We start from the raw sequence: 17,491 nt of genomic DNA, 5'->3' as shown, positions 1-17,491 counted from the left end.
GGTGCACTAGAATCAGATTTTTTGTTAGTGGAGGTACAACATGATGAACGAATACGATTTTGTTATTATTGGAGGCGGAGCGGCGGGCTTTGCTGCGGCTTTAAAAGCGGATGAGCTTGATGTAAAGACTCTCATGGTCAACCGAGGCCCGATTGGAGGGACGTGTGTAAACGTTGGCTGTGTTCCTACTAAGTATCTCCTAACCGCCTTGGAACTTAAGAAAAGGGCGTTGATGGGCCATTACTCTGGCCTAAGCTTTACCCTTAAGGAGTTTGACTTTAGAAAACTGCTGGACGGAAAGGATGAACTCGTAAAAAAGCTAAGGAGGGAGAAGTACGAGAAAGTTCTGGAGAGTCTAGAGAACGTGGATTACATCGACGGCTCTGCGAGGTTTAGCTCAAACAGTGAAATCGTGGTAAACGGCGAGAAGATCAAGTTCAAAAAGGCCCTCATAGCAACGGGTGCAAAGCCAAGAATTTTAACCATAGGCGGTGTTGAAGACGTTAAGGACAGAATTCTAACCCACATTGATGTCCTTGAACTTGAAAAGGTTCCCGACTCAGTTGTAATCATCGGGGGAAGAACTCAAGCTTTGGAGTTTGCCCAGATCTTTGCGAGAGCTGGGAGCGAGGTAACTCTTCTGCAGAGAAGCATGAGGATAATGCCCACAGCTGAGCCTGAACTGGCAATAGAACTTGAGGACATTCTAAGTGAGGAGGGGACCAATATAAACACCTCTGCGAGGATAAAACGCCTTGAAAGAGCTGGAGAAGGAGTTAGAGTTCATGCTGAAGTGGGAGGAAAAGAGAAGATGTTTGAAGCACAATACGTTTTCTTCGCAACTGGGAGAAGTCCAAATACCCACGATTTGGGCCTCGAGAACACGGATGTTAAAACCGACGAAAAGGGTTTTGTGGTTGTGGATGAAACTCTGAAAGCGGGCAAAAATATTTACGTAGTTGGGGAGGTTATAGGTGAGCCTATGTTAGAGACAGTGGCAGCCAAGGAGGGCTTTACTGTAGCAACGAACGCATTAGAGGAAAAGAACGTTAAAATCGACTATAGAGTTGTTCCGAAGGTTGTGTTAACCGATCCGCAGCTTGCGAGTGTTGGGTTAACCGACAGGGAAGCCCAAAAGTTTACGGAATGCTCATGCAGAGCGGTAGAGATCTCAAGCGTTCCAAAGGCATTGATTCTAGGTGAAGAAAGGGGCCTGATAAAAATGGTCGTTGATGCAAAAACGAAGGAAATCCTTGGGGTTCATATCTTAGCTTACAACGCCGCTGAGATGATCCATGAGGCCGCTGTGATAATTAGGAACAGAATGACTATAGATGAGGTTATAGACACTCTTCACGTCTTCCCGACGATGAGCGAGGCAATAAAGCTTGCCGCACTTTCCTTCAAAGGAGATATATCAAAAATGCCGTGTTGTGCCCTCTAGCGTCAATTCTTCTTTGAAAACCCCGATCCCTAAAGACCAAAATGTTAAGCTCGTTAAAGCGATTTTCCACTCACTTAATGGCTCATAAAGTGAGTGAATTAGGTATGCACAGCTTGTCGTCGGTAAAAAGAGAATAATTTTGTGGGCAAAGTTTGGAAGAACTTCAATGGGATAGTAAACTGGGGCGAAGACCGTTAAAGCTGTTAGGGTGATGTTCGAAACTCTCATTATAACTATCGGCTCCTTGAGCTTCACACTTATGTAGAGTCCAACGAAAACACTCCAAAGCCATAAAAACACTAAGAGAAGGATTATTTGAACTATTCCCGAGAGAGAAAGTCCCCTCACGCAGGTTAAGGTAGCAATGAGAACAACCAAGTAAGGCAACGCGGGAATGCTCATCCCTACTGAAATTCTAAGGCCGAGTTTCAGCGAATGCACTGGGGGTCGAGAGTACATCATAAAACTTTGAGCGCGTCTTCATTTCTGCTATCTCTATGGTCAAGTCAGCTATTCCAATGCCTGTGACAAAGCTAATCATTCCCCCAATGAGTGCCGTTGGGAAAAGCTTTCCACCGCTCACGACGGTTAAGAGAAAGATAAAAGAGAGTGGTCTAATGGCGAAGCTTATCAGTGAGGCTCTACTCTTCGTGAGAGCTTTGGCGTAGTACTCGATTACGCTAATCATTCGCCCACCCCAGCAGAAACAAGTCCTCAATTGTAAGTTCTTCAATTTTAAAGGGTACTCCTCTGGAGATGAGCGATTTTGTGAGCTCTTCAAGCTCATTTTCACTTTTTGGATAAATAAAAAGGTATTTCCCTGCTTTTTTGACAGCATAGTCTCCTACATCCGCGTACTCAAACACCACAACCTTCTTCCTAAAGCGCGGCAAGTAGTGCTTTACGACCTCTTCGGGCTTTCCTTGGAGTAATATTTGCTTGTTAAGCAGAATTATCTCATCACAAACCTTTGAGACTTCTTCTATATAATGACTGGGTAGAAAAAAATCGTCGAACTTTTGGTTTTCTCTCTTAAAATCTGCCGGAGTTCGAATCTCGCCGAGGGGTTTTAAGCGAGTGTAGGCTCGTCCAAGAACTACAGCTTAGCGTCGAAGGAAAGGACCATAGAAACCAGTGCTTTTCTAACTTTCCCACCTGAGAGCTCTACCCTTAGCTTGTCGGCATAGCTTATGTTGAATTCTCTTATAGCTTCACGAGCTTTTCTTTTGCCTCTTGCCTTTTCAGCCCGTGCATTCTGAGGTAATAGTAGATATTCAAAAGGTGTGAGGGTGTAGAAGTGGGCTTTGACCTCCTGAGGTAGAAGGGAAATTCTCTTCCTTATTTCAGTGCTCCTCTCTAATTCATAGCCCAGAACGTAGGCTTTCCCTGATGTAGGCTTGAGCTGAGTAGTTAAAATTTTTATTAAAGTCGTCTTTCCAGCCCCCATTTGATCCTATTAGTCCAATTATCCTATTTTGCCCTACGCTAAAGCTTAAAGAGTCGAGTGCTAATGTTGAGTCATAGCGTTTAGTTAAGCGGTGAGCTTTTATTGCGTAAATTAGCCATTAACTCCCTAATGCTATTAGTAGACGAAGATATTTTAATATTTTTGCATACAAGAGCATTGTGGTGATTTCAGAGGACGTCAAATTTTGACGGTGTATAGGGTTCTGTTTCTGCGAGAAGTTTAATGCTGAAACCGCTCAGTATATGATGGTTTCAGTCCTCTTCTCCTTCTTTTTCTACTGCCAAAAACTTAACCTTAACTGCTTATCATGATAATATTTACAACTTGAAGAAAAAATTTATAAGATTTGAAAACATAAAACATTATGCTATAATACAAGAAGTTTGTAAAGGGGGTCTCTCAATGAGGAGAAAACTCTTAGGTTTACTGTTGGGGTTGTTAGTGTTGGTTTTGGTGGGGACTGCCCAAATGACAGTAGCAGAACCTACTAACCAAAAGGAAATAAACCCAGAGCAGATAGTATATTTCAAAGACATTACCATAACCTTGCATCTTCAAGTAGGGGATGCCGGACACATTTACACAGCTTCTGGAACGGCTGAGGATGGCAAATTCTATGCTTATGCCAAGCTTGATCTTATACACTGCTCAGAGTATGCATGTCCCTTATATCTTGAGTGGGATGGTCCCAAAACTATTCTCGTCGAAATCTCTGACGTACCTCTACCAATTCCTATGGCATTTCATTCCATAAAAATTCAAGCATATGATGCATTTGACAAATCCTATTTTGACTGGGACTACTTTTCTTTAAATCCAGATGACCGTTCGGGGCATGTCACAATAACTTATGCTGGGAGAGTTAATACTCGGATTGACATTAAGGTAACATGGACTTATTGGACGGCGATATTATGATAGTTGATTACTTCATATCCTTTAGTTTTTTGTTAATTGTCTTCTGGGGGTTTAAGAAAGAATTTAACTCTTACTACTCGGCCTTAATTTCAACCATCTTAACATTAATCATCCCGGGGTTAATTTTTAATGTGATTGACAGATTATTCCTCCTTAATAACGTAGTCAGGCTGGGAGTGTTGGTTTTTTTAGTAAGCATTGGCGCTTACACATCCATTCAGCTATTCTCACCCAAACAACACCAAAAGAATTAGAATCTCATGATATATAGTAGTTTGGGGGCACTTGCCATGATAAGCCCTCAGGAAGAAAACTCTAAAACCTTTCAGTCACAATAGGTGGATGAGCCAATGCGAAATACCAAAAATCATCCATACGAAGACTGATATGAGGATAAAGCACGATGAGTTATAACATGCACCAAGAAGAGCAATACTACAATCCACACAGTCAACAGTACAAAAGTTGAAGGAGCGACAAGCTCAGGAGCTATCCAAATCACTACTGGCACGTATGCGAGGTAATAAAAAGGAAGGAATGTTGCAATACTTTTTAGTGGCTCAGGATAAAGGTATAAGGGAACAAATCCTCCAGAGAGTATTAACTCAACAAATTGATATATTCTTGTTATACCCACTATTTTACCAGTCCATACAGAAGCTAAGCCGAGTAGAGAGCTTATTAAAAACTTGATAGTAGAGGATGCCAACAAAACTAAGAAAGCTACCAGAATATGTTCAGTGTCAAATTTTAAACCAAGTTTTATCGCAATAGGAAAGTAAACAATGAGGTAGACCGGTATAAAAACAAGGTATCTTACATAACCTTCAATGGCATAATTAAGCAGGGGAGAAATTGGCTTAGAGAGAAGTACATCAATTCTGCCCGTAAATATATCTCTAGAGAGCTTTCCAGAGATATTTAATGCTGAGATTGCATTATCATAGATAAGGAGAAGAGCATAATAAGCAATCGTTACGTTAAGTGTAGGTATATCTGTTTTTTGAGAGAAGGTTCTATAGACATAGCTCCAAAAAGCTACAAGAAAGAGAAATTGTATGGGAGCAGAAACAAACCCTATTAAAAAATCCCGCCTATACGTCTTGAGCTTCTCAAAATGAACCTGTACAAGAGTTTTCACCACTGCGAGCTTCATACACTCATCCTCCTGCAGATGTGTATTTCTCTAAGCCCTTTTTGAAAACAGCCACAAAAATCCCAAACCACACGATGAGTAGAATACCCTCCCCGATGATTGATATTATGAGCTTCTTAGTCGATAGTTTCCCAAGTAAACTGAGAGTAGGGAGTGTGACTAAGAATGCCAAGGGTAATGCCCAAGTAAGAATGCTTCTCAGACCCTTAGGTAGAAAATTTAGCGGATAATACGTGTATTCATAGGCGTAGTCAATTAGCTCAATGGTGTGCTCCATCCTACCTACGAAGAAGGCCAACATACTCAAAGCCCCGTAGATTAAAGCATAAAGAGCTACGCCTCCTGAGAGGAAAATAATGCTTAAAAAAATGTTTTTAATAGTTATTGGGTTGGGCAATAGTGGAATTGATATTAGGAGTAGAATCACTCCAGTAAGAATTTCCAAAACTACTCCAGCATGGCTTTTTGTTAAGATTACTAAAAACACAGGATTTATGGGCTTGGTCAGGTAAACGTCAATTGTGCCATCTACAATGTAAACATGAAGATCCCGTACACCCCAGAAAAAAGAAACGATGCCCCATGCAATATAGTACATCCCTATAAATGCAAGCACTTCTCCACGTGTAAAGGTCACAATCTCAAAATTGGCTAACACCGAAGTCCAGAAGGTCATTAACAGAGCGGTAAATCCACACCATGCTACTAAATAGAGAGCTAGGTCGGTTTTATACAGCCTAACCCTTTTCACTGCAGATTTTAAGAGGACGTTGATTACACAAGACAGCCTATTCATAGTTAGACACCTTCTTAATGATGTCTTCCAAAGAAGGTTCTTTAATGATAATGTCCTCTATAATGTTCAATTTGTGATTGTTGGGCATTAACATGAGTGTTAAAATTTCATTGACTTTTTCAGATGGCAATCTGCACTTTACAAATGTCCCGTCCACTGTAACATCAGAAGAGACCTTCTTGAGCATCTCCGCTACGTAAGGTGCATAAGCTTCGGAAATTACGTGCATTTCAATTTGCTTTAATTGTCCAAGCCGCTTTTTCAGCTGTTCTATGCTCGTGTCAAGTACTAACTTGCCACTGTTCAGTATTATGACTCGATCACAAAAATCTTCCACGTCAGATAAAATATGGGATGAAATTAAAATTGTGGTCTCAAGTTCCTTGTTTATCTTTGTCAAATAGTTTTTTATAATATGTCTTGACACAACATCAATTCCGATTAGGGCTTCATCGAGAATAAGAAGTTCGGGTTCGTGAAGGAGAGAAGAAATTAGTTCAAATTTTATTCTTTGACCAAGGGACATCAAGCGAGGAGGGCGCTTTAGAAGACTTCGTTCAATTCCTAAAATTTCAGTCAATTCTTTGAGTTTTTTGTTAAATTCTTCTTTAGGCACACCATATACTGCAGCTGCGAGTTTAAGAGACATTATAACAGGTACATCTGGGATTAAAAAACCTTTATGCCCAAAAACAACTCCAATTTTTTCCAGATATTTACGACGGTCTTTAAAGGGGTTCAAACCTAAACAAATTACATTTCCAGATGTAGGCCTAATAATTCCCGCCAAAATTTTTATTAGTGATGACTTCCCCGCCCCGTTGGGACCCAGTATGCCAACTTTTTCACCTTTGCTGATAGTCAAGTTAATTGAATCTAACGCTTTGATGCGCTCTTGGCCACGCTTGTAAATGAGGTTAAGATTTTCTATTTTGATTATTATCTCGGACATTTTTCTCAACTCTGAGGTTCTTTGATATTTTCCGAAAACAAGAGCCTCCAGAGGTTGCAGAAGATAACATCCGGGGCAGATGGATTTTTACCACTGAAATAGTAAGCTCTTGATCTACATCCGCCTTTGCATCCTCTGGAAATTGCCACGTGATTATGACTACGTTCGCTAAGGCGTTCACTCCAAGAATGCCGAGCTCTTTCGTAGTGTATTTAACTTCCTCCATTAACCGAGATTTGATCATCTTGTGAGGCATTTCTCAAACCTCCAGAGCATGCAGTATGAAATTTTATAGTTTTTTGATGAAGTTGCTTTGCTGTAAAGCTGCATTGTTCACGATAAAAGCGCATATTTCGCTGATAGATGCCTCCCGGATCTCTTCGTTTTTAATCTTTGTAATATTGGAGAGGGCATGGCGTTCTCCAATGACCGACACTCTTTCATTAATTGCCGCTGTTACATTATGGTGGCTTTTCAGGATTTTCTTAATCTCCGAAAGTGACTCCATATCTATTGCATAGACATCCTTAAATGCCTGTTTCAGATTGTTGGGAGAATCTGCGTACAGTAGTTTTCCTTGATGTAGAATCAATATATAATCGGCTATCTCCTCAAGCCAGGTGGCCGTGTGAGATATGAGGAAAATGCTTTTACCTTTCTTTAAAGCGTGATGAATTAGCTCCGTAACCTTAATTCGCCCCCAAAAATCCAGCTCTTCGAATGGTTCGTCCAAAATATAAATGTCTCTGTCAGGTAGAAATGCAAGGAGTATTGACAGGCGCCTTTTTAAGCCTCCGCTTAAGTTTCCGGCAAGAGTGTCCCTATACGGAGAGAGCCCCAGGTAATCCAATAGCTCATCTGCCTTAGTGTCAGGTTCTCCAAAAAGCCTGGAATACAGTTCAACAATTTCCTGAACAGTTAAGGCATCCTCGACTATATTATCTTGGGGCAGGTATGATATCATTTGCCGGATTTCTCTTTTGTTTGAGTTTACTTCCTTTCCTTTTACCTTTACATTCCCCTCGTCGTAGGGTAAAAGCGTACTGATTATCTTAGCCAAGGTGCTTTTCCCACTTCCGTTTTTACCAAGCAATATTATCAGTCCCGGAGGGGCTGAAAAGTTAATCCTGTCAAGAGCACGTGTTTTTCCAAATGTTTTTGTTAGTTCTTTGCACATAATGAGAGGTTCCCCCATCATTCACACCTCCGCAGGAATACATGCAAAAATATGAACGCAAAGGGAACTACCATTGCTCCAAAATATATCCCTAGGATCATTAGGATAGACGCCAGAAAGGGAAGCAATATTGAATCTTTTCCGTAGTACTTTTTGAATTTCCTCAAGAGTGCTATACTGGAACCAAGAAATGACCACAATATCAACCTGAGGATAATTTTAGTGTTTATCCCGACGGTAAATGGGACGGTTATGATCATTGAAAACAGGGTGAACATTGATAAGGAAATAAAGAGTTTCCTAAAGTTTAAGAGTCTCAACGTATCTGCCACACTAACACTACTAATCAAAAAAGATGGGAGAAGGTATCCAATAGTCATGTATATTATTTCAATTCTTTCAAGCCCTGAAATATATTTGTAAATAATGGGGGACATAAGTATAGGGGCAGTTATAAAGGAGTACCTTACTGAGTAGCTCATAATGAAGGAAATCCACGCCAGGGTTCCTTTAAAAAATTTTACTGGGATCATGATTGGTCTCACACTTGGCTCCCTTCCTATAAATGTTAGGAATAGTATGGTAAGGGCCATGGTTGATAATGATATTAAGATGAGATTCTCAGTTTTAGGGATCTCCATAACCAACTCTGAAATACTTCCTGAATTCCCAACTATCAAGGATGTCTGAATCACCACAATCATTAGCAATATTACCGCAGGGATTAGACCAGAAATCAGAAATACTCCAAACAGAAGGAAGCACGAATAAATTGTTGAGACAAGGCTCATATTCAGGATATCATTCACCGAGAATTCAAATCCACCAATAGCTATCATAATGCCAGAAACTGAGAATACATAAAACATGGAGAAGGCAAAAAGCGCTGATATAATACCAAATTTTTCAAGATTGTAATATCTACCACCACAGGAGAATTTCCTTATCTGGTATAACGTAGAGTTGCATTCAATAACATATCCAATAACAAATACTGTGATGTATAAAATGAGTGGCTCGATTATAAATGGCGTTTTTGAAAGTATAGAGAAGAATAATGAAGAGCCCATCGCCAGCCCGTAGTATTTCATAAGCCTGTTAAAGTAATGAAGCAAGATAGAGTTAAAACACATCTGTCAGGGCCCCCCTGTTACTTTCTGACATCCTTACTAGCTCTCCAATTACAAATAGTATTAATTACGAATTTAAGTTTTTTCTAAACTTTATGTTTAAAACATTAAGTTAACAAACTACTATAAAAAAAGCAATATCCTGTGAACCTAATTTCTGAATATCGAGTACTTAAAAACTTACAACTTCCGATAGTTTTCACTGTTTTGGACGTATATAATCTTAGACCAACCATAGAGGGATTTTATCATCAGAGAAGATACAACGATGGTCCCCCGTGGAAAGGAGCAGGGAAATACCGAATGCCATTGGTATTGAGAGTCCCATCCCGGATACTTGGAGATGTAGAGGGGCGCAAAGAATGCCACAGGAGCAATGACTCCCTTTACAACGTCAAGGCGTATCGAATGGAACAGGAACGTTATCAGGATTACCGGAAAAGTGAAGCTGAAGAGGAGAGGAGCCGATATTAGGACTCCACTGAATATCTTTGTCAGGGAGAGTGGATTGCCTAGGTATGATATTCAGTAAGCATCCATCCGGCGATACTACCCAAAGCTATCCCCCGTGATTCCTATGATAAAACTTCCGAGAGTTCTAATGAACACAAGCTGAACCGGATCAAGCGGAAGACTGAGGAACATCTCGTGGATGCCCAAAAGCTTCTCCCTGGAAACCGTGACGCTGAAGAAGAGGGCACTTGAAATTCTCGATGAAAAATACGCCAGAGGCGAGATAGACGACGAGGAATATCAGAGAAGAAAGAGAAAGCTTCTTGAAGGGTGAGGATTAACAGCTCAATCCTCAGTCTTTTGTAGCTATTATCAGCCTCACGATATCATAGAAGAGGTTCTCGACCTTTTCTATTTTAAAGCCCGCCCTCTCGATGTTTCTCTGAGTTTCCCTCAGCAGAGAAGTTCCGAGGAGCGTTCTTATGAAGGGCTCCATGAGGTAGAGGGGGACGTTGAGAAGCTTTGACTCGCTTTTCATGTGCTCAAGAAATATTGCTCTTCCTCCAGGTTTTAGCACTCTGTAAGCCTCTTTTAGCCCTTTAATCGGATCTGGAACTGTACAGAAGACGAACGTGCTAACTATGGTGTCGAAGGTATTATCCTCAAACTCCAGATCTTGGGCGTCCATGTATAAAAGCGTGACGTTCTCTAACCTGAGCTTCCTTCTCCGTTCTTCAGCTTTTTTAAGCATGTTTCTGCTGAAGTCTATGCCAATAACCTCCACATCCTTCGGGTAATATGGGAGGTTCTTTCCCGTTCCTACTCCTATCTCGAGGACTTTACCCCTAACAAGACTTAGGGCTCTTTTCCTGTATTTTGAAAAAGCTCGTATCTCCATAGGGCTTTCAAACAGATCATAAATCTTTGCAAATCTATCATATTTTTTCGCGGGATCCACGTTTCTCGCCTGTTAATTATCTTCACAAACTTCCAATTAAGCTTACCCTTCCATTCTGGCAAAGGAACAACTTTTTGGTTGCCATGCTGGGAATGATAAGCCTATTATCCCTTGCCCACCTAGGAGTGTATTAGAAAAAGGGAGAGGATGATAAGATGGAGTGGAAGTCACTGCTAATTGGTTTCATAATTGGGGCGCTCATAGCAATCCCGTATGGCCTAGCCCACAGTGGCGGGTTTGACGTTGGAGAGAAGACCGGTTCGCACTGGGGCTTTGGTCCAATGGGCGGTCATGGAATGGGCATGGGAATGATGGGCTACGGCATGCACGGCATGATGGACGAACACGAAGAGATGGAGGAGTACATGGCCGATGGGAACTTCACCGAGTTCCATGAAGAAATGGAAAAGGAGATGGAAGAGCATATGGGTGTTAACTGGGAAGAAATGAAGGAAATGCACGAGGCATGCGAGAAGTATATGGGCTTTGAAGAAGAGGAAGAAGAGAGCCCATGATGTCCTCAGTGTCATTCCATGAAATTTGGCAACTTACATAAGGAGGTGCCACAAAATGAAAAAGATTATCTTACTATTATTTGGGCTGTTAAGCATGAGCGGAAGAGTTCTAGCCGAGCCCATAAACGAATTTACGGGATTGACGACCCTTTCCGTAATAGCACTTGGGATTCTGAATGCATTTAGGCCCTCTATTTTTCTGATGATTGTGTTTCTCCTCTCGATGATAGCTCTGATCGACAAAAATAAGGTTCTCAAAGTTGGACTCTCGTTTACTGCGGGAGCTTTTCTGGGATATACTATAATAGCCTCCGTCTTGATGAACCTCCACGGAAAATTTATCGGCTTAAGGTACTTTGTTGTGGCATTTGGCATCTTAGTGGGAGCCTACAAAATAGCATCATCTCTGGGATATGTAAAAATATCCCCAAGCAACCCCCTGAGGGAGAAAAGCAACAGAATTCTTGAGAGGGCTACATCACCACCGAGTGCTTTTTTAGTGGGTGGCATAATGTCTTTTCTCTCTCTTTCGTGTGTTCTTCCCTCGTACCTGCTTGTAACCTCTTTGTTATCTGATGGATTCTCCTTAGGCACTAGGGCAGTACTCTTGGGAGTGTTCATTGGGATTTCAGTGCTCCCCTTGGCATTAGTTACGTTGGGGTTCCACTATGGAAGCAGATATGCAAAGCTCGGCGAAGCTGTCAACAAACTCTCAAAAATGAGTGGAAGAGGGGACTTAGCCATGGGTATGGTGCTCGTGTTCGTGAGCATCCTTTACCTCCTGCTCCTTGGATAGTTTAACTTTCTCCAGGTTTTCCCTTGCCTTCTTGAACTCTCTAAAGCAGGTGGGACAGCAGAAGAAGTAGACTTTGTTGTGGTACTTGTAAACTATCGGTTCTCCAACGATTTCCTTTCCGCAGTAGTCTCTCAATAACCCGCTTGAGGTCTTCCATATTTTCCACAGTCACCTTTATGAGGTACTTCGTGCTTGTGAAGCGGTTTACCTCAATTATTTCCTCGAACTCCTCCATTTTATCGGGTTCTCAGTTTTAACAACCAGAGCGACCACATTATGAGCCCTCTGAAGTTCGGGATTTAGCTTTATTGTGTAACCCTGGATTATTCCCTCCTTCTCGAGCTTCTCCAACCTTGCTCTCACCGTTAGCCTGCTAATTCCAAGCCTATCGGCCAGCTCCGATATGCTCAGTTTCTTCTTGCGACGATAGCTATACTCTATGCTGGCAGGGGGATTTTCGAGAAGGCCTATTCTTCACTCAGACATAAGACGCTCAACATGGAGGTCATGTACTCTCTGGGCATAGGTTCTGCGTATTTGACGAGTGTTTTGGCCACATTTGGGATAATTCCAGAGGAGTTTAACTTTTATGAAGCGAGCGTTCTTCTTATGGCGTTCCTCCTCCTCGGAAGGTTTCTTGAGGCGAGGGCCAAAGGGAGAACAAACGAGGCCATAAAGAAACTTATGGGCCTTTATGAAGTTGAAGAGTCTAAAGTTCTCCCTGGCAAGGGAGTTCAAGGCGTCATTAACGGAAAAGAAGTTCTCGTCGTAAGCCCTGGCTTCTTGAAGGAAAATGGCCTCTGGAAAGAAGACGAGCGTGTTAATAAGGTTCTTGAACAAGGTAAGACCGTAGTATTCTTACTTATTGATGGTGGACTTGTAGGTGCTTTAGCTTTAGCCGATAAGATAAGACCGGAGTCAAGGGAAGCCATAAAGAGGCTTCATGGGATGGGAATCAAAGCTTACATGCTCACAGGAGACAACGCAAAAGTCGCAAAATGGGTTGCCGAGGAGCTTGGTTTAGATGGTTACTTTGCAGAGGTTTTGCCTCATCAAAAGTCGGAGAAGATTAAGGAGCTCCAAGAAAAAGGCTTCATCGTGGCAATGGTCGGAGACGGAATAAACGATGCTCCTGCTTTGATTCAAGCCGATGTAGGTATAGCAATTGGAGCTGGAACTGATGTAGCAATAGAGAGCGCTGACATAATCCTTGTCAAGAATGACCCAAGAGACGTTATAACGGCAATACACCTCGCGAAGGCGACCTACAGAAAGATGGTGCAGAATTTGGCATGGGCAACTGGTTATAACACATTTGCAATTCCCTTAGCAGCTGGAGTACTCTACAGCTATGGAGTACTGTTAAGCCCAGCAGTGGGTGCTCTTCTGATGAGCTTGAGCACAGTTATAGTTGCAATAAATGCAAAGTTTTTGAAGGTTTGATGTAACTGCCTTAGACTTTTTCTCTTTTTTAACTGTCTGGACTCTTTGTAATATTGTTGAGTAGAGAGCTTTTAATGCATATTCTGAGTTTTCATGAACTATTAAAATCCCTGAATTCCTTTTCTTCTCATTTTAATCTCAAGTGATTTGTAGCTTAGAATCCCCATTCCAAAGTATCCAAGGGACATTATAAAGAGAAGTATCAGTTCAGTTTCAAAACTGAGAATTGTTTTGGAATCTAAAAACACAGCTCTGAGTAGATCAATTCCCCAAGTAAAGGGAAATACATAAGAGATAACTAATAATGGCGTTGGAAGTAGAGTTACAGGAAAGTAAAGACCACCTAAAAGAGGAGCAGCATTTCCGAGTAATGAAACTATTTCATCACCTTCTCTAATCACTAACGTTAAACCAAAAATTAAAAATGCAAAACCAAAAGAGGCTATCATTGAAATTAAAAATATGGATACCGCCAGAATACAAGTTTCTATGCTCAGGTGAAAGATGTTTATTACCAACGCTACTATAATTAACGGCAAAGAACTTATTGTTGTTAAACTTATCGCCAAGAAAGACCAACCAAGAATATATTCCCATGGCTTAATCGGAGTAAGAAGGAGCTCTTCTAATTGTCCAATCCTCATGTGTTCTCTGAGTACGAAAATTGAAGTCCACACTGCTTCGATATAGTTCCAATATGCAATTCCGAGGATGTAGTATTCAAAGAATTTTTTAGTTCCAACAATATGGGAAAAATCTAGAAAACCGATTTTATTCCCATACCAAACGGCAATAATAACAGGAAGAATCCCCAGAACAGGCATTAATACATTGCCATACCAGTCTATTCTATAACGTTTTGCAGTTAATAGAGATGCTTTTGCGAGATATAAGAACCTCACCAAGCTTCCCATCCTCCCGTACTCCTTAAATTATTTTCAGCCCTTTTGAGCATTACTGTTCCCATAGAAAAGTACAGAAACGTTATGATTGTCAGGATAGCTAAATCGGGGAGAACTTCAAAAAAAGTTCTTCCTAGCAGAATTTCTCTGCCGATTTTTATTGTATATGTTAGGGGAAGAATATAAGCTACAGTTCTCATTAGTCTAGGATAAGCATTAATGTTAGCAGTGACACCAGAGGCTATCCCCAGGATTTCTTGAGTTATAAAATTTATACCCGCGATCCTTCTGAATTGCAACACTAAAGCTCCCCAGAGGATAGAAAATGCAAACGTATACAACCCTGAGAGTATGTAGACAGCGAACATCTGAAATGACGTTGCCTGCGATGTTCCCAGAGCCCAGAAGATTAGCATGGTAACCCCCGTTATGTATATACATTCCACAAGGATCCACATTCCTTTTCCAATCAAAAACTCCAGCAGTGAGATTGGAGCTAAAGCAATACTTATTAGAGTCCCCTCTTCTCTCTCCTCTTCGAATGCTTCTTGAACTCCAAAAAAGTATTGATTGAGCCAGTACCACATGAGGGAGCTAACTAAAACAGCTTCCCCAAAGTCTGAGGAGAACATTCTAGCGGTTAGAACCCACGGAGCCAACATAAAGAACGGGGTTAAGGCAAGGTTAAGCCACACTACGCGATATCGAAGTTGTATTTTGTATTCTTTTTTGGCAATTGTGAGTACTCCACTCATGTTAATCATCTAAAGAATCCTCCTTAAAATGGAGTATAAGTCATCTCTTTCAATTTGAATATTCTTGGCTCCACCTTTTGTGAGCTCTATTAATGTTTCATTGAGCTCATTTTCGGATACTATTCTTTCAATTTCTTTTCCGTTAATCGTTGCTTTGATTTTTATACTCTCATCCAATTTGAACTTCGAAAGTTTATCGTCAAGCACAATCCTACCATCTTTCATAACTATCAGCCTAGCTTTTTGAGGTAGATCATGAAGGACATGGCTAATTAAAACAATTGTTATCCCATTTTGATTTAATTCCTCAAGGAACTCTATAATCTCTAAATAGGACTTGGGATCGAGACCGTTAAGTATTTCATCAAGAAACAGGATTTTGGGGTTATGAATTGTGGCTTTAGCTAAAAGCAATTTCCGTCGCATGCCACTTGAATATTCCTCTACAAGCTTATCTTTTACATGTACTAGATTAAGTTTCTCTAAGATTTCTAAGGCCTGTTTTTTCCCTTTTTTGACCCCATAAAGTCCGGCAAATATCTCTAAATTTTCTAGGCCTGTAAGCTTCCAATATAGGCTCCTTTCATTTGCTAACGCAACACCAATATACTTAGAAAGTTTTTTCCAGTCTTTAGATACATCAAACCCTAAAACCCTAACTTTGCCTTCATCTGGGATTAACAGACCTGTCATTACTTTGAGAAGTGTTGTCTTACCCGAACCGTTTTCTCCAGCTATTACTACAAAGTCCCCCTCACGAATTCTAAGATTTATATTTTTTAGCACCTCGATATTTCCGAAAGACTTAGAGACACCAATAATTTGGATTACTTCATTATTCATAGTACGTCACCATACGTTGATAATTTTCTGTCCTTTTTGAAGTAATTGTAATTTTTATAGTTTTGTTATACCGTCTCCGTCAACAAAGATGAAGGAGGCCTTTAGTTTTTGTGAAATGCTTTCATTATCAGCATTATCAGACACAATCTCAATGGATTTAGTCAATATGTTGAATAAAATAGTCTGACCATTGGGAAGAGTTTTACGAACTACATACTTCATTGGTGATCCCTCCTTTTCCGTGAGTTTATGTCTCCAGAGTAGGATTTGGTATTAAAATAAAAAATTAATTTTGCATCTCTGGCTACGGTTGCAACATCCTCCTGCGGGGGTAGGACCAGATATTAGTCTTGACAGAATTGTCTTCACCATTGGTACTCCCTCCTAACTTAATATCATGCATAATTTAGTAGGTTGCTATATATATTTATTCTTCTCGTAAACTTATAGTTAATAATCAGAAGTTAATAAATTTCCAAAAAAAGTAAGTCCTCAAAAAGCTTCTTTTCACAAATTCTAGATAAAACTTTAAATATTATTCAAAATTTGAAAATTTAGTTAATTCTAAAAGTAGCATCTTTAAAATCATGGCAACGAGCATTAACTTTATGTTATCCTTTCTCACACATTCTATGATAGTCCTCTTAAATTTACACTATCCAGTATCACTGTTGTAAATCAAAAAGTTAAATAATTGAAATTACAATAATAGTTATGAAAACTTGAAGGAGGAATTGGCGTGAGATGGGGGTTGTTAAGTCTTTTCAAGAACGGTAAAAACACTGGATTCATTTTCGTCTCGGCAAGAGAAGACATGTCCCCAGTTTTGGAATTCAGCTATGAATTTTATCTAATTTTCCATAACACATGGGACTCAGAGAAACATTATTTCGTATATGGGAATTGGGATACAGCAATTGCCACATATGTCTATGCCTATAGCTAGGGGGAGATAATATGGCGAGAAAGACCATGGTGCTCATCTTTTTAATTCTCCTTTCTTTATTCTTATCAATTCCTCTTCAGTACTGTATAATCATCTTTTTTGACATTCTTAAGATTGATCAGTTTCTTGGAGAATATGCACTACTTTTATTTATCATTCTACCGGCCTTCATAGTATCCTTAATTCCTTTTTATTTTCATGAGAATAGGAAACTTTCAATTATCACGACAATAATAACATTTTTTGTAGCTGGGATAATTTTAACATCAACAACACCAAAAGCTGGACCAAGTCCTTATGCTGCCGCTTATTTAACAATTCCTCCAAGCCTCCGTTCTTCAGAAACTGCCACTAAAACGTCAGAATGGATAAACACATACTTCTACGTTGTCCCGAAGGAGCATGATGCCTCTTGGATTGGAAGTATTAATGGAACATATCATATAGCAATCTTTATATGGAAAGACAAAACTATGGGATTCATAAAGCCTCTTTTGAGTTTAAGCAATAAGAGAGGGTATTGCTTAGAAAAGTTTAATATAATTGAGAAGAACCTAAAATCTCGAAACTTTAAGGAATTAAAAATTCCAATTCAGCGGAAAGCTTATAAAAAAATTCTATTATCGAATGCCACTGAAGTAGTATACCTTGAATGCTCTGAAAAATTTGGATATCCAAGATTAATCTTCCTCGTCGGAAATAGTAATAAAACCAAAGAAGTTATTGAATTCATTGAAAATCTCAGATGATGAGGGCTGGCTTGACCGAGTGGTAAGGAGGACACCCTTTGCTGACCGCCTTGGGGGTCTGAACCACTCGTATTCAAGCTTGGAGCATAC

20 protein-coding genes and 3 pseudogenes are annotated in these 17,491 nt (G+C 40.2%); 7 read left to right on the top strand and 16 right to left on the bottom strand.

The annotated features are described in order from the left end of the window. Positions 1-43: 43 nt before the first annotated feature. Complete coding sequence (gene merA, locus ADU37_RS08385) at positions 44-1,444, top strand: mercury(II) reductase (RefSeq protein WP_158508493.1); 1,401 nt, start codon at positions 44-46, stop codon at positions 1,442-1,444. Here merA and ADU37_RS08380 read toward each other — a convergent pair. The 4 genes from ADU37_RS08380 to ADU37_RS11670 all read right to left on the bottom strand — a co-directional run bounded on the left by ADU37_RS08380 (position 1,418) and on the right by ADU37_RS11670 (position 2,891). Further along, positions 1,418-1,885 carry a hypothetical protein gene (locus ADU37_RS08380; RefSeq protein ID WP_238981950.1) on the bottom strand — a complete coding sequence of 156 codons (468 nt, stop codon included), beginning with the start codon at positions 1,883-1,885 and terminating at the stop codon, positions 1,418-1,420. The genes merA and ADU37_RS08380 overlap by 27 nt on opposite strands. Then, positions 1,860-2,132 (bottom strand): hypothetical protein, encoded by a 273-nt coding sequence (locus tag ADU37_RS11680; protein ID WP_238981949.1) that lies wholly within the window; start codon positions 2,130-2,132, stop codon positions 1,860-1,862. The genes ADU37_RS08380 and ADU37_RS11680 overlap by 26 nt, the downstream gene beginning before the upstream one ends. Next, complete coding sequence (locus ADU37_RS11675; protein WP_238981948.1) at positions 2,125-2,313, bottom strand: hypothetical protein; 189 nt, start codon at positions 2,311-2,313, stop codon at positions 2,125-2,127. The genes ADU37_RS11680 and ADU37_RS11675 overlap by 8 nt, the downstream gene beginning before the upstream one ends. A 227-nt stretch (positions 2,314-2,540) precedes the next feature. Next, on the bottom strand, positions 2,541-2,891 hold the full coding sequence (locus tag ADU37_RS11670; RefSeq protein ID WP_238981947.1) for an ATP-binding cassette domain-containing protein: 351 nt from the start codon (positions 2,889-2,891) through the stop codon (positions 2,541-2,543). A gap of 450 nt (positions 2,892-3,341) precedes the next feature. Between ADU37_RS11670 and ADU37_RS08370 the strand changes: the two genes are divergently transcribed. After that, positions 3,342-3,830: a hypothetical protein gene (locus tag ADU37_RS08370; protein ID WP_144433244.1), complete on the top strand. Its 489-nt coding sequence runs from the start codon at positions 3,342-3,344 to the stop codon at positions 3,828-3,830. Positions 3,831-4,197: 367 nt separating this feature from the next. Here the strand turns inward: ADU37_RS08370 and ADU37_RS08360 are convergent, their stop codons facing one another. From ADU37_RS08360 to ADU37_RS08335, 6 genes are read right to left on the bottom strand one after another with little or no spacing between them, the layout of a single operon-like run. After that, positions 4,198-4,986, bottom strand: coding sequence for an ABC-2 family transporter protein (locus ADU37_RS08360; protein WP_042699671.1), 789 nt, complete (start codon positions 4,984-4,986; stop codon positions 4,198-4,200). A gap of 4 nt (positions 4,987-4,990) precedes the next feature. Continuing rightward, entirely contained in the window at positions 4,991-5,782 is a 792-nt protein-coding gene (locus ADU37_RS08355) for an ABC-2 family transporter protein (RefSeq protein ID WP_058947158.1), read from the bottom strand. Continuing rightward, positions 5,775-6,734 (bottom strand): ATP-binding cassette domain-containing protein, encoded by a 960-nt coding sequence (locus tag ADU37_RS08350; RefSeq protein ID WP_058947157.1) that lies wholly within the window; start codon positions 6,732-6,734, stop codon positions 5,775-5,777. Before ADU37_RS08350 ends, ADU37_RS08355 begins: the two co-directional genes overlap by 8 nt. Next, positions 6,700-6,990 (bottom strand): hypothetical protein, encoded by a 291-nt coding sequence (locus ADU37_RS08345; RefSeq protein WP_058947156.1) that lies wholly within the window; start codon positions 6,988-6,990, stop codon positions 6,700-6,702. Before ADU37_RS08345 ends, ADU37_RS08350 begins: the two co-directional genes overlap by 35 nt. Before the next feature lie 33 nt (positions 6,991-7,023). Then, positions 7,024-7,929 (bottom strand): ABC transporter ATP-binding protein, encoded by a 906-nt coding sequence (locus ADU37_RS08340; protein WP_232054787.1) that lies wholly within the window; start codon positions 7,927-7,929, stop codon positions 7,024-7,026. Continuing rightward, positions 7,929-9,026: a hypothetical protein gene (locus ADU37_RS08335; RefSeq protein WP_238981946.1), complete on the bottom strand. Its 1,098-nt coding sequence runs from the start codon at positions 9,024-9,026 to the stop codon at positions 7,929-7,931. Before ADU37_RS08335 ends, ADU37_RS08340 begins: the two co-directional genes overlap by 1 nt. 697 nt (positions 9,027-9,723) lie before the next feature. Here ADU37_RS08335 and ADU37_RS11085 point away from each other — a divergent pair. Continuing rightward, positions 9,724-9,828 (top strand): annotated as a pseudogene (locus tag ADU37_RS11085) (SHOCT domain-containing protein); the annotation flags it as partial. A gap of 18 nt (positions 9,829-9,846) precedes the next feature. On the opposite strand, the gene ADU37_RS08330 reads toward ADU37_RS11085, so the two are convergent. Then, a complete protein-coding gene (locus ADU37_RS08330; protein WP_011011866.1) occupies positions 9,847-10,392 on the bottom strand; it encodes a class I SAM-dependent methyltransferase in 546 nt (181 codons plus the stop codon). Between the two features lie 215 nt (positions 10,393-10,607). Here ADU37_RS08330 and ADU37_RS08325 point away from each other — a divergent pair, with 215 nt between their 5' ends. Together ADU37_RS08325 and ADU37_RS08320 are read left to right on the top strand one after the other, a co-directional pair. Next, positions 10,608-10,967: a hypothetical protein gene (locus ADU37_RS08325; protein ID WP_058947152.1), complete on the top strand. Its 360-nt coding sequence runs from the start codon at positions 10,608-10,610 to the stop codon at positions 10,965-10,967. A gap of 55 nt (positions 10,968-11,022) precedes the next feature. Continuing rightward, positions 11,023-11,763 carry a cytochrome C biogenesis protein gene (locus ADU37_RS08320; RefSeq protein ID WP_058947151.1) on the top strand — a complete coding sequence of 247 codons (741 nt, stop codon included), beginning with the start codon at positions 11,023-11,025 and terminating at the stop codon, positions 11,761-11,763. Here the strand turns inward: ADU37_RS08320 and ADU37_RS08315 are convergent. Then, positions 11,704-12,234 (bottom strand): annotated as a pseudogene (locus ADU37_RS08315) (TRASH domain-containing protein). The gene ADU37_RS08320 and the pseudogene ADU37_RS08315 overlap by 60 nt on opposite strands. 219 nt (positions 12,235-12,453) lie before the next feature. Here ADU37_RS08315 and ADU37_RS08310 point away from each other — a divergent pair. Next, positions 12,454-13,206 (top strand): annotated as a pseudogene (locus ADU37_RS08310) (HAD-IC family P-type ATPase); the annotation flags it as partial. A 101-nt stretch (positions 13,207-13,307) separates the two neighbouring features. On the opposite strand, the gene ADU37_RS08305 reads toward ADU37_RS08310, so the two are convergent. From ADU37_RS08305 to ADU37_RS11445, 4 genes are read right to left on the bottom strand one after another with little or no spacing between them, the layout of a single operon-like run. Continuing rightward, on the bottom strand, positions 13,308-14,120 hold the full coding sequence (locus ADU37_RS08305; protein WP_058947150.1) for an ABC transporter permease: 813 nt from the start codon (positions 14,118-14,120) through the stop codon (positions 13,308-13,310). Next, positions 14,105-14,872 (bottom strand): ABC transporter permease, encoded by a 768-nt coding sequence (locus ADU37_RS08300; protein WP_058947149.1) that lies wholly within the window; start codon positions 14,870-14,872, stop codon positions 14,105-14,107. The genes ADU37_RS08305 and ADU37_RS08300 overlap by 16 nt, the downstream gene beginning before the upstream one ends. Next, positions 14,873-15,706 carry an ABC transporter ATP-binding protein gene (locus ADU37_RS08295; protein WP_082663042.1) on the bottom strand — a complete coding sequence of 278 codons (834 nt, stop codon included), beginning with the start codon at positions 15,704-15,706 and terminating at the stop codon, positions 14,873-14,875. 54 nt (positions 15,707-15,760) lie between these two features. After that, positions 15,761-15,928, bottom strand: a complete 168-nt coding sequence (locus ADU37_RS11445; RefSeq protein WP_158508492.1) for a hypothetical protein — start codon at positions 15,926-15,928, stop codon at positions 15,761-15,763. 735 nt (positions 15,929-16,663) lie between these two features. Here ADU37_RS11445 and ADU37_RS08285 point away from each other — a divergent pair. Continuing rightward, on the top strand, positions 16,664-17,401 hold the full coding sequence (locus ADU37_RS08285) for a hypothetical protein (protein ID WP_058947147.1): 738 nt from the start codon (positions 16,664-16,666) through the stop codon (positions 17,399-17,401). Positions 17,402-17,491: the final 90 nt, after the last annotated feature.

It is taken from the genome of Thermococcus sp. 2319x1 (genome assembly GCF_001484685.1).
Classification (GTDB): domain Archaea; phylum Methanobacteriota_B; class Thermococci; order Thermococcales; family Thermococcaceae; genus Thermococcus_A.
Note: the sequence above shows the minus strand (reverse complement) of the source record. Positions and strands in the feature narration are given on the sequence as shown.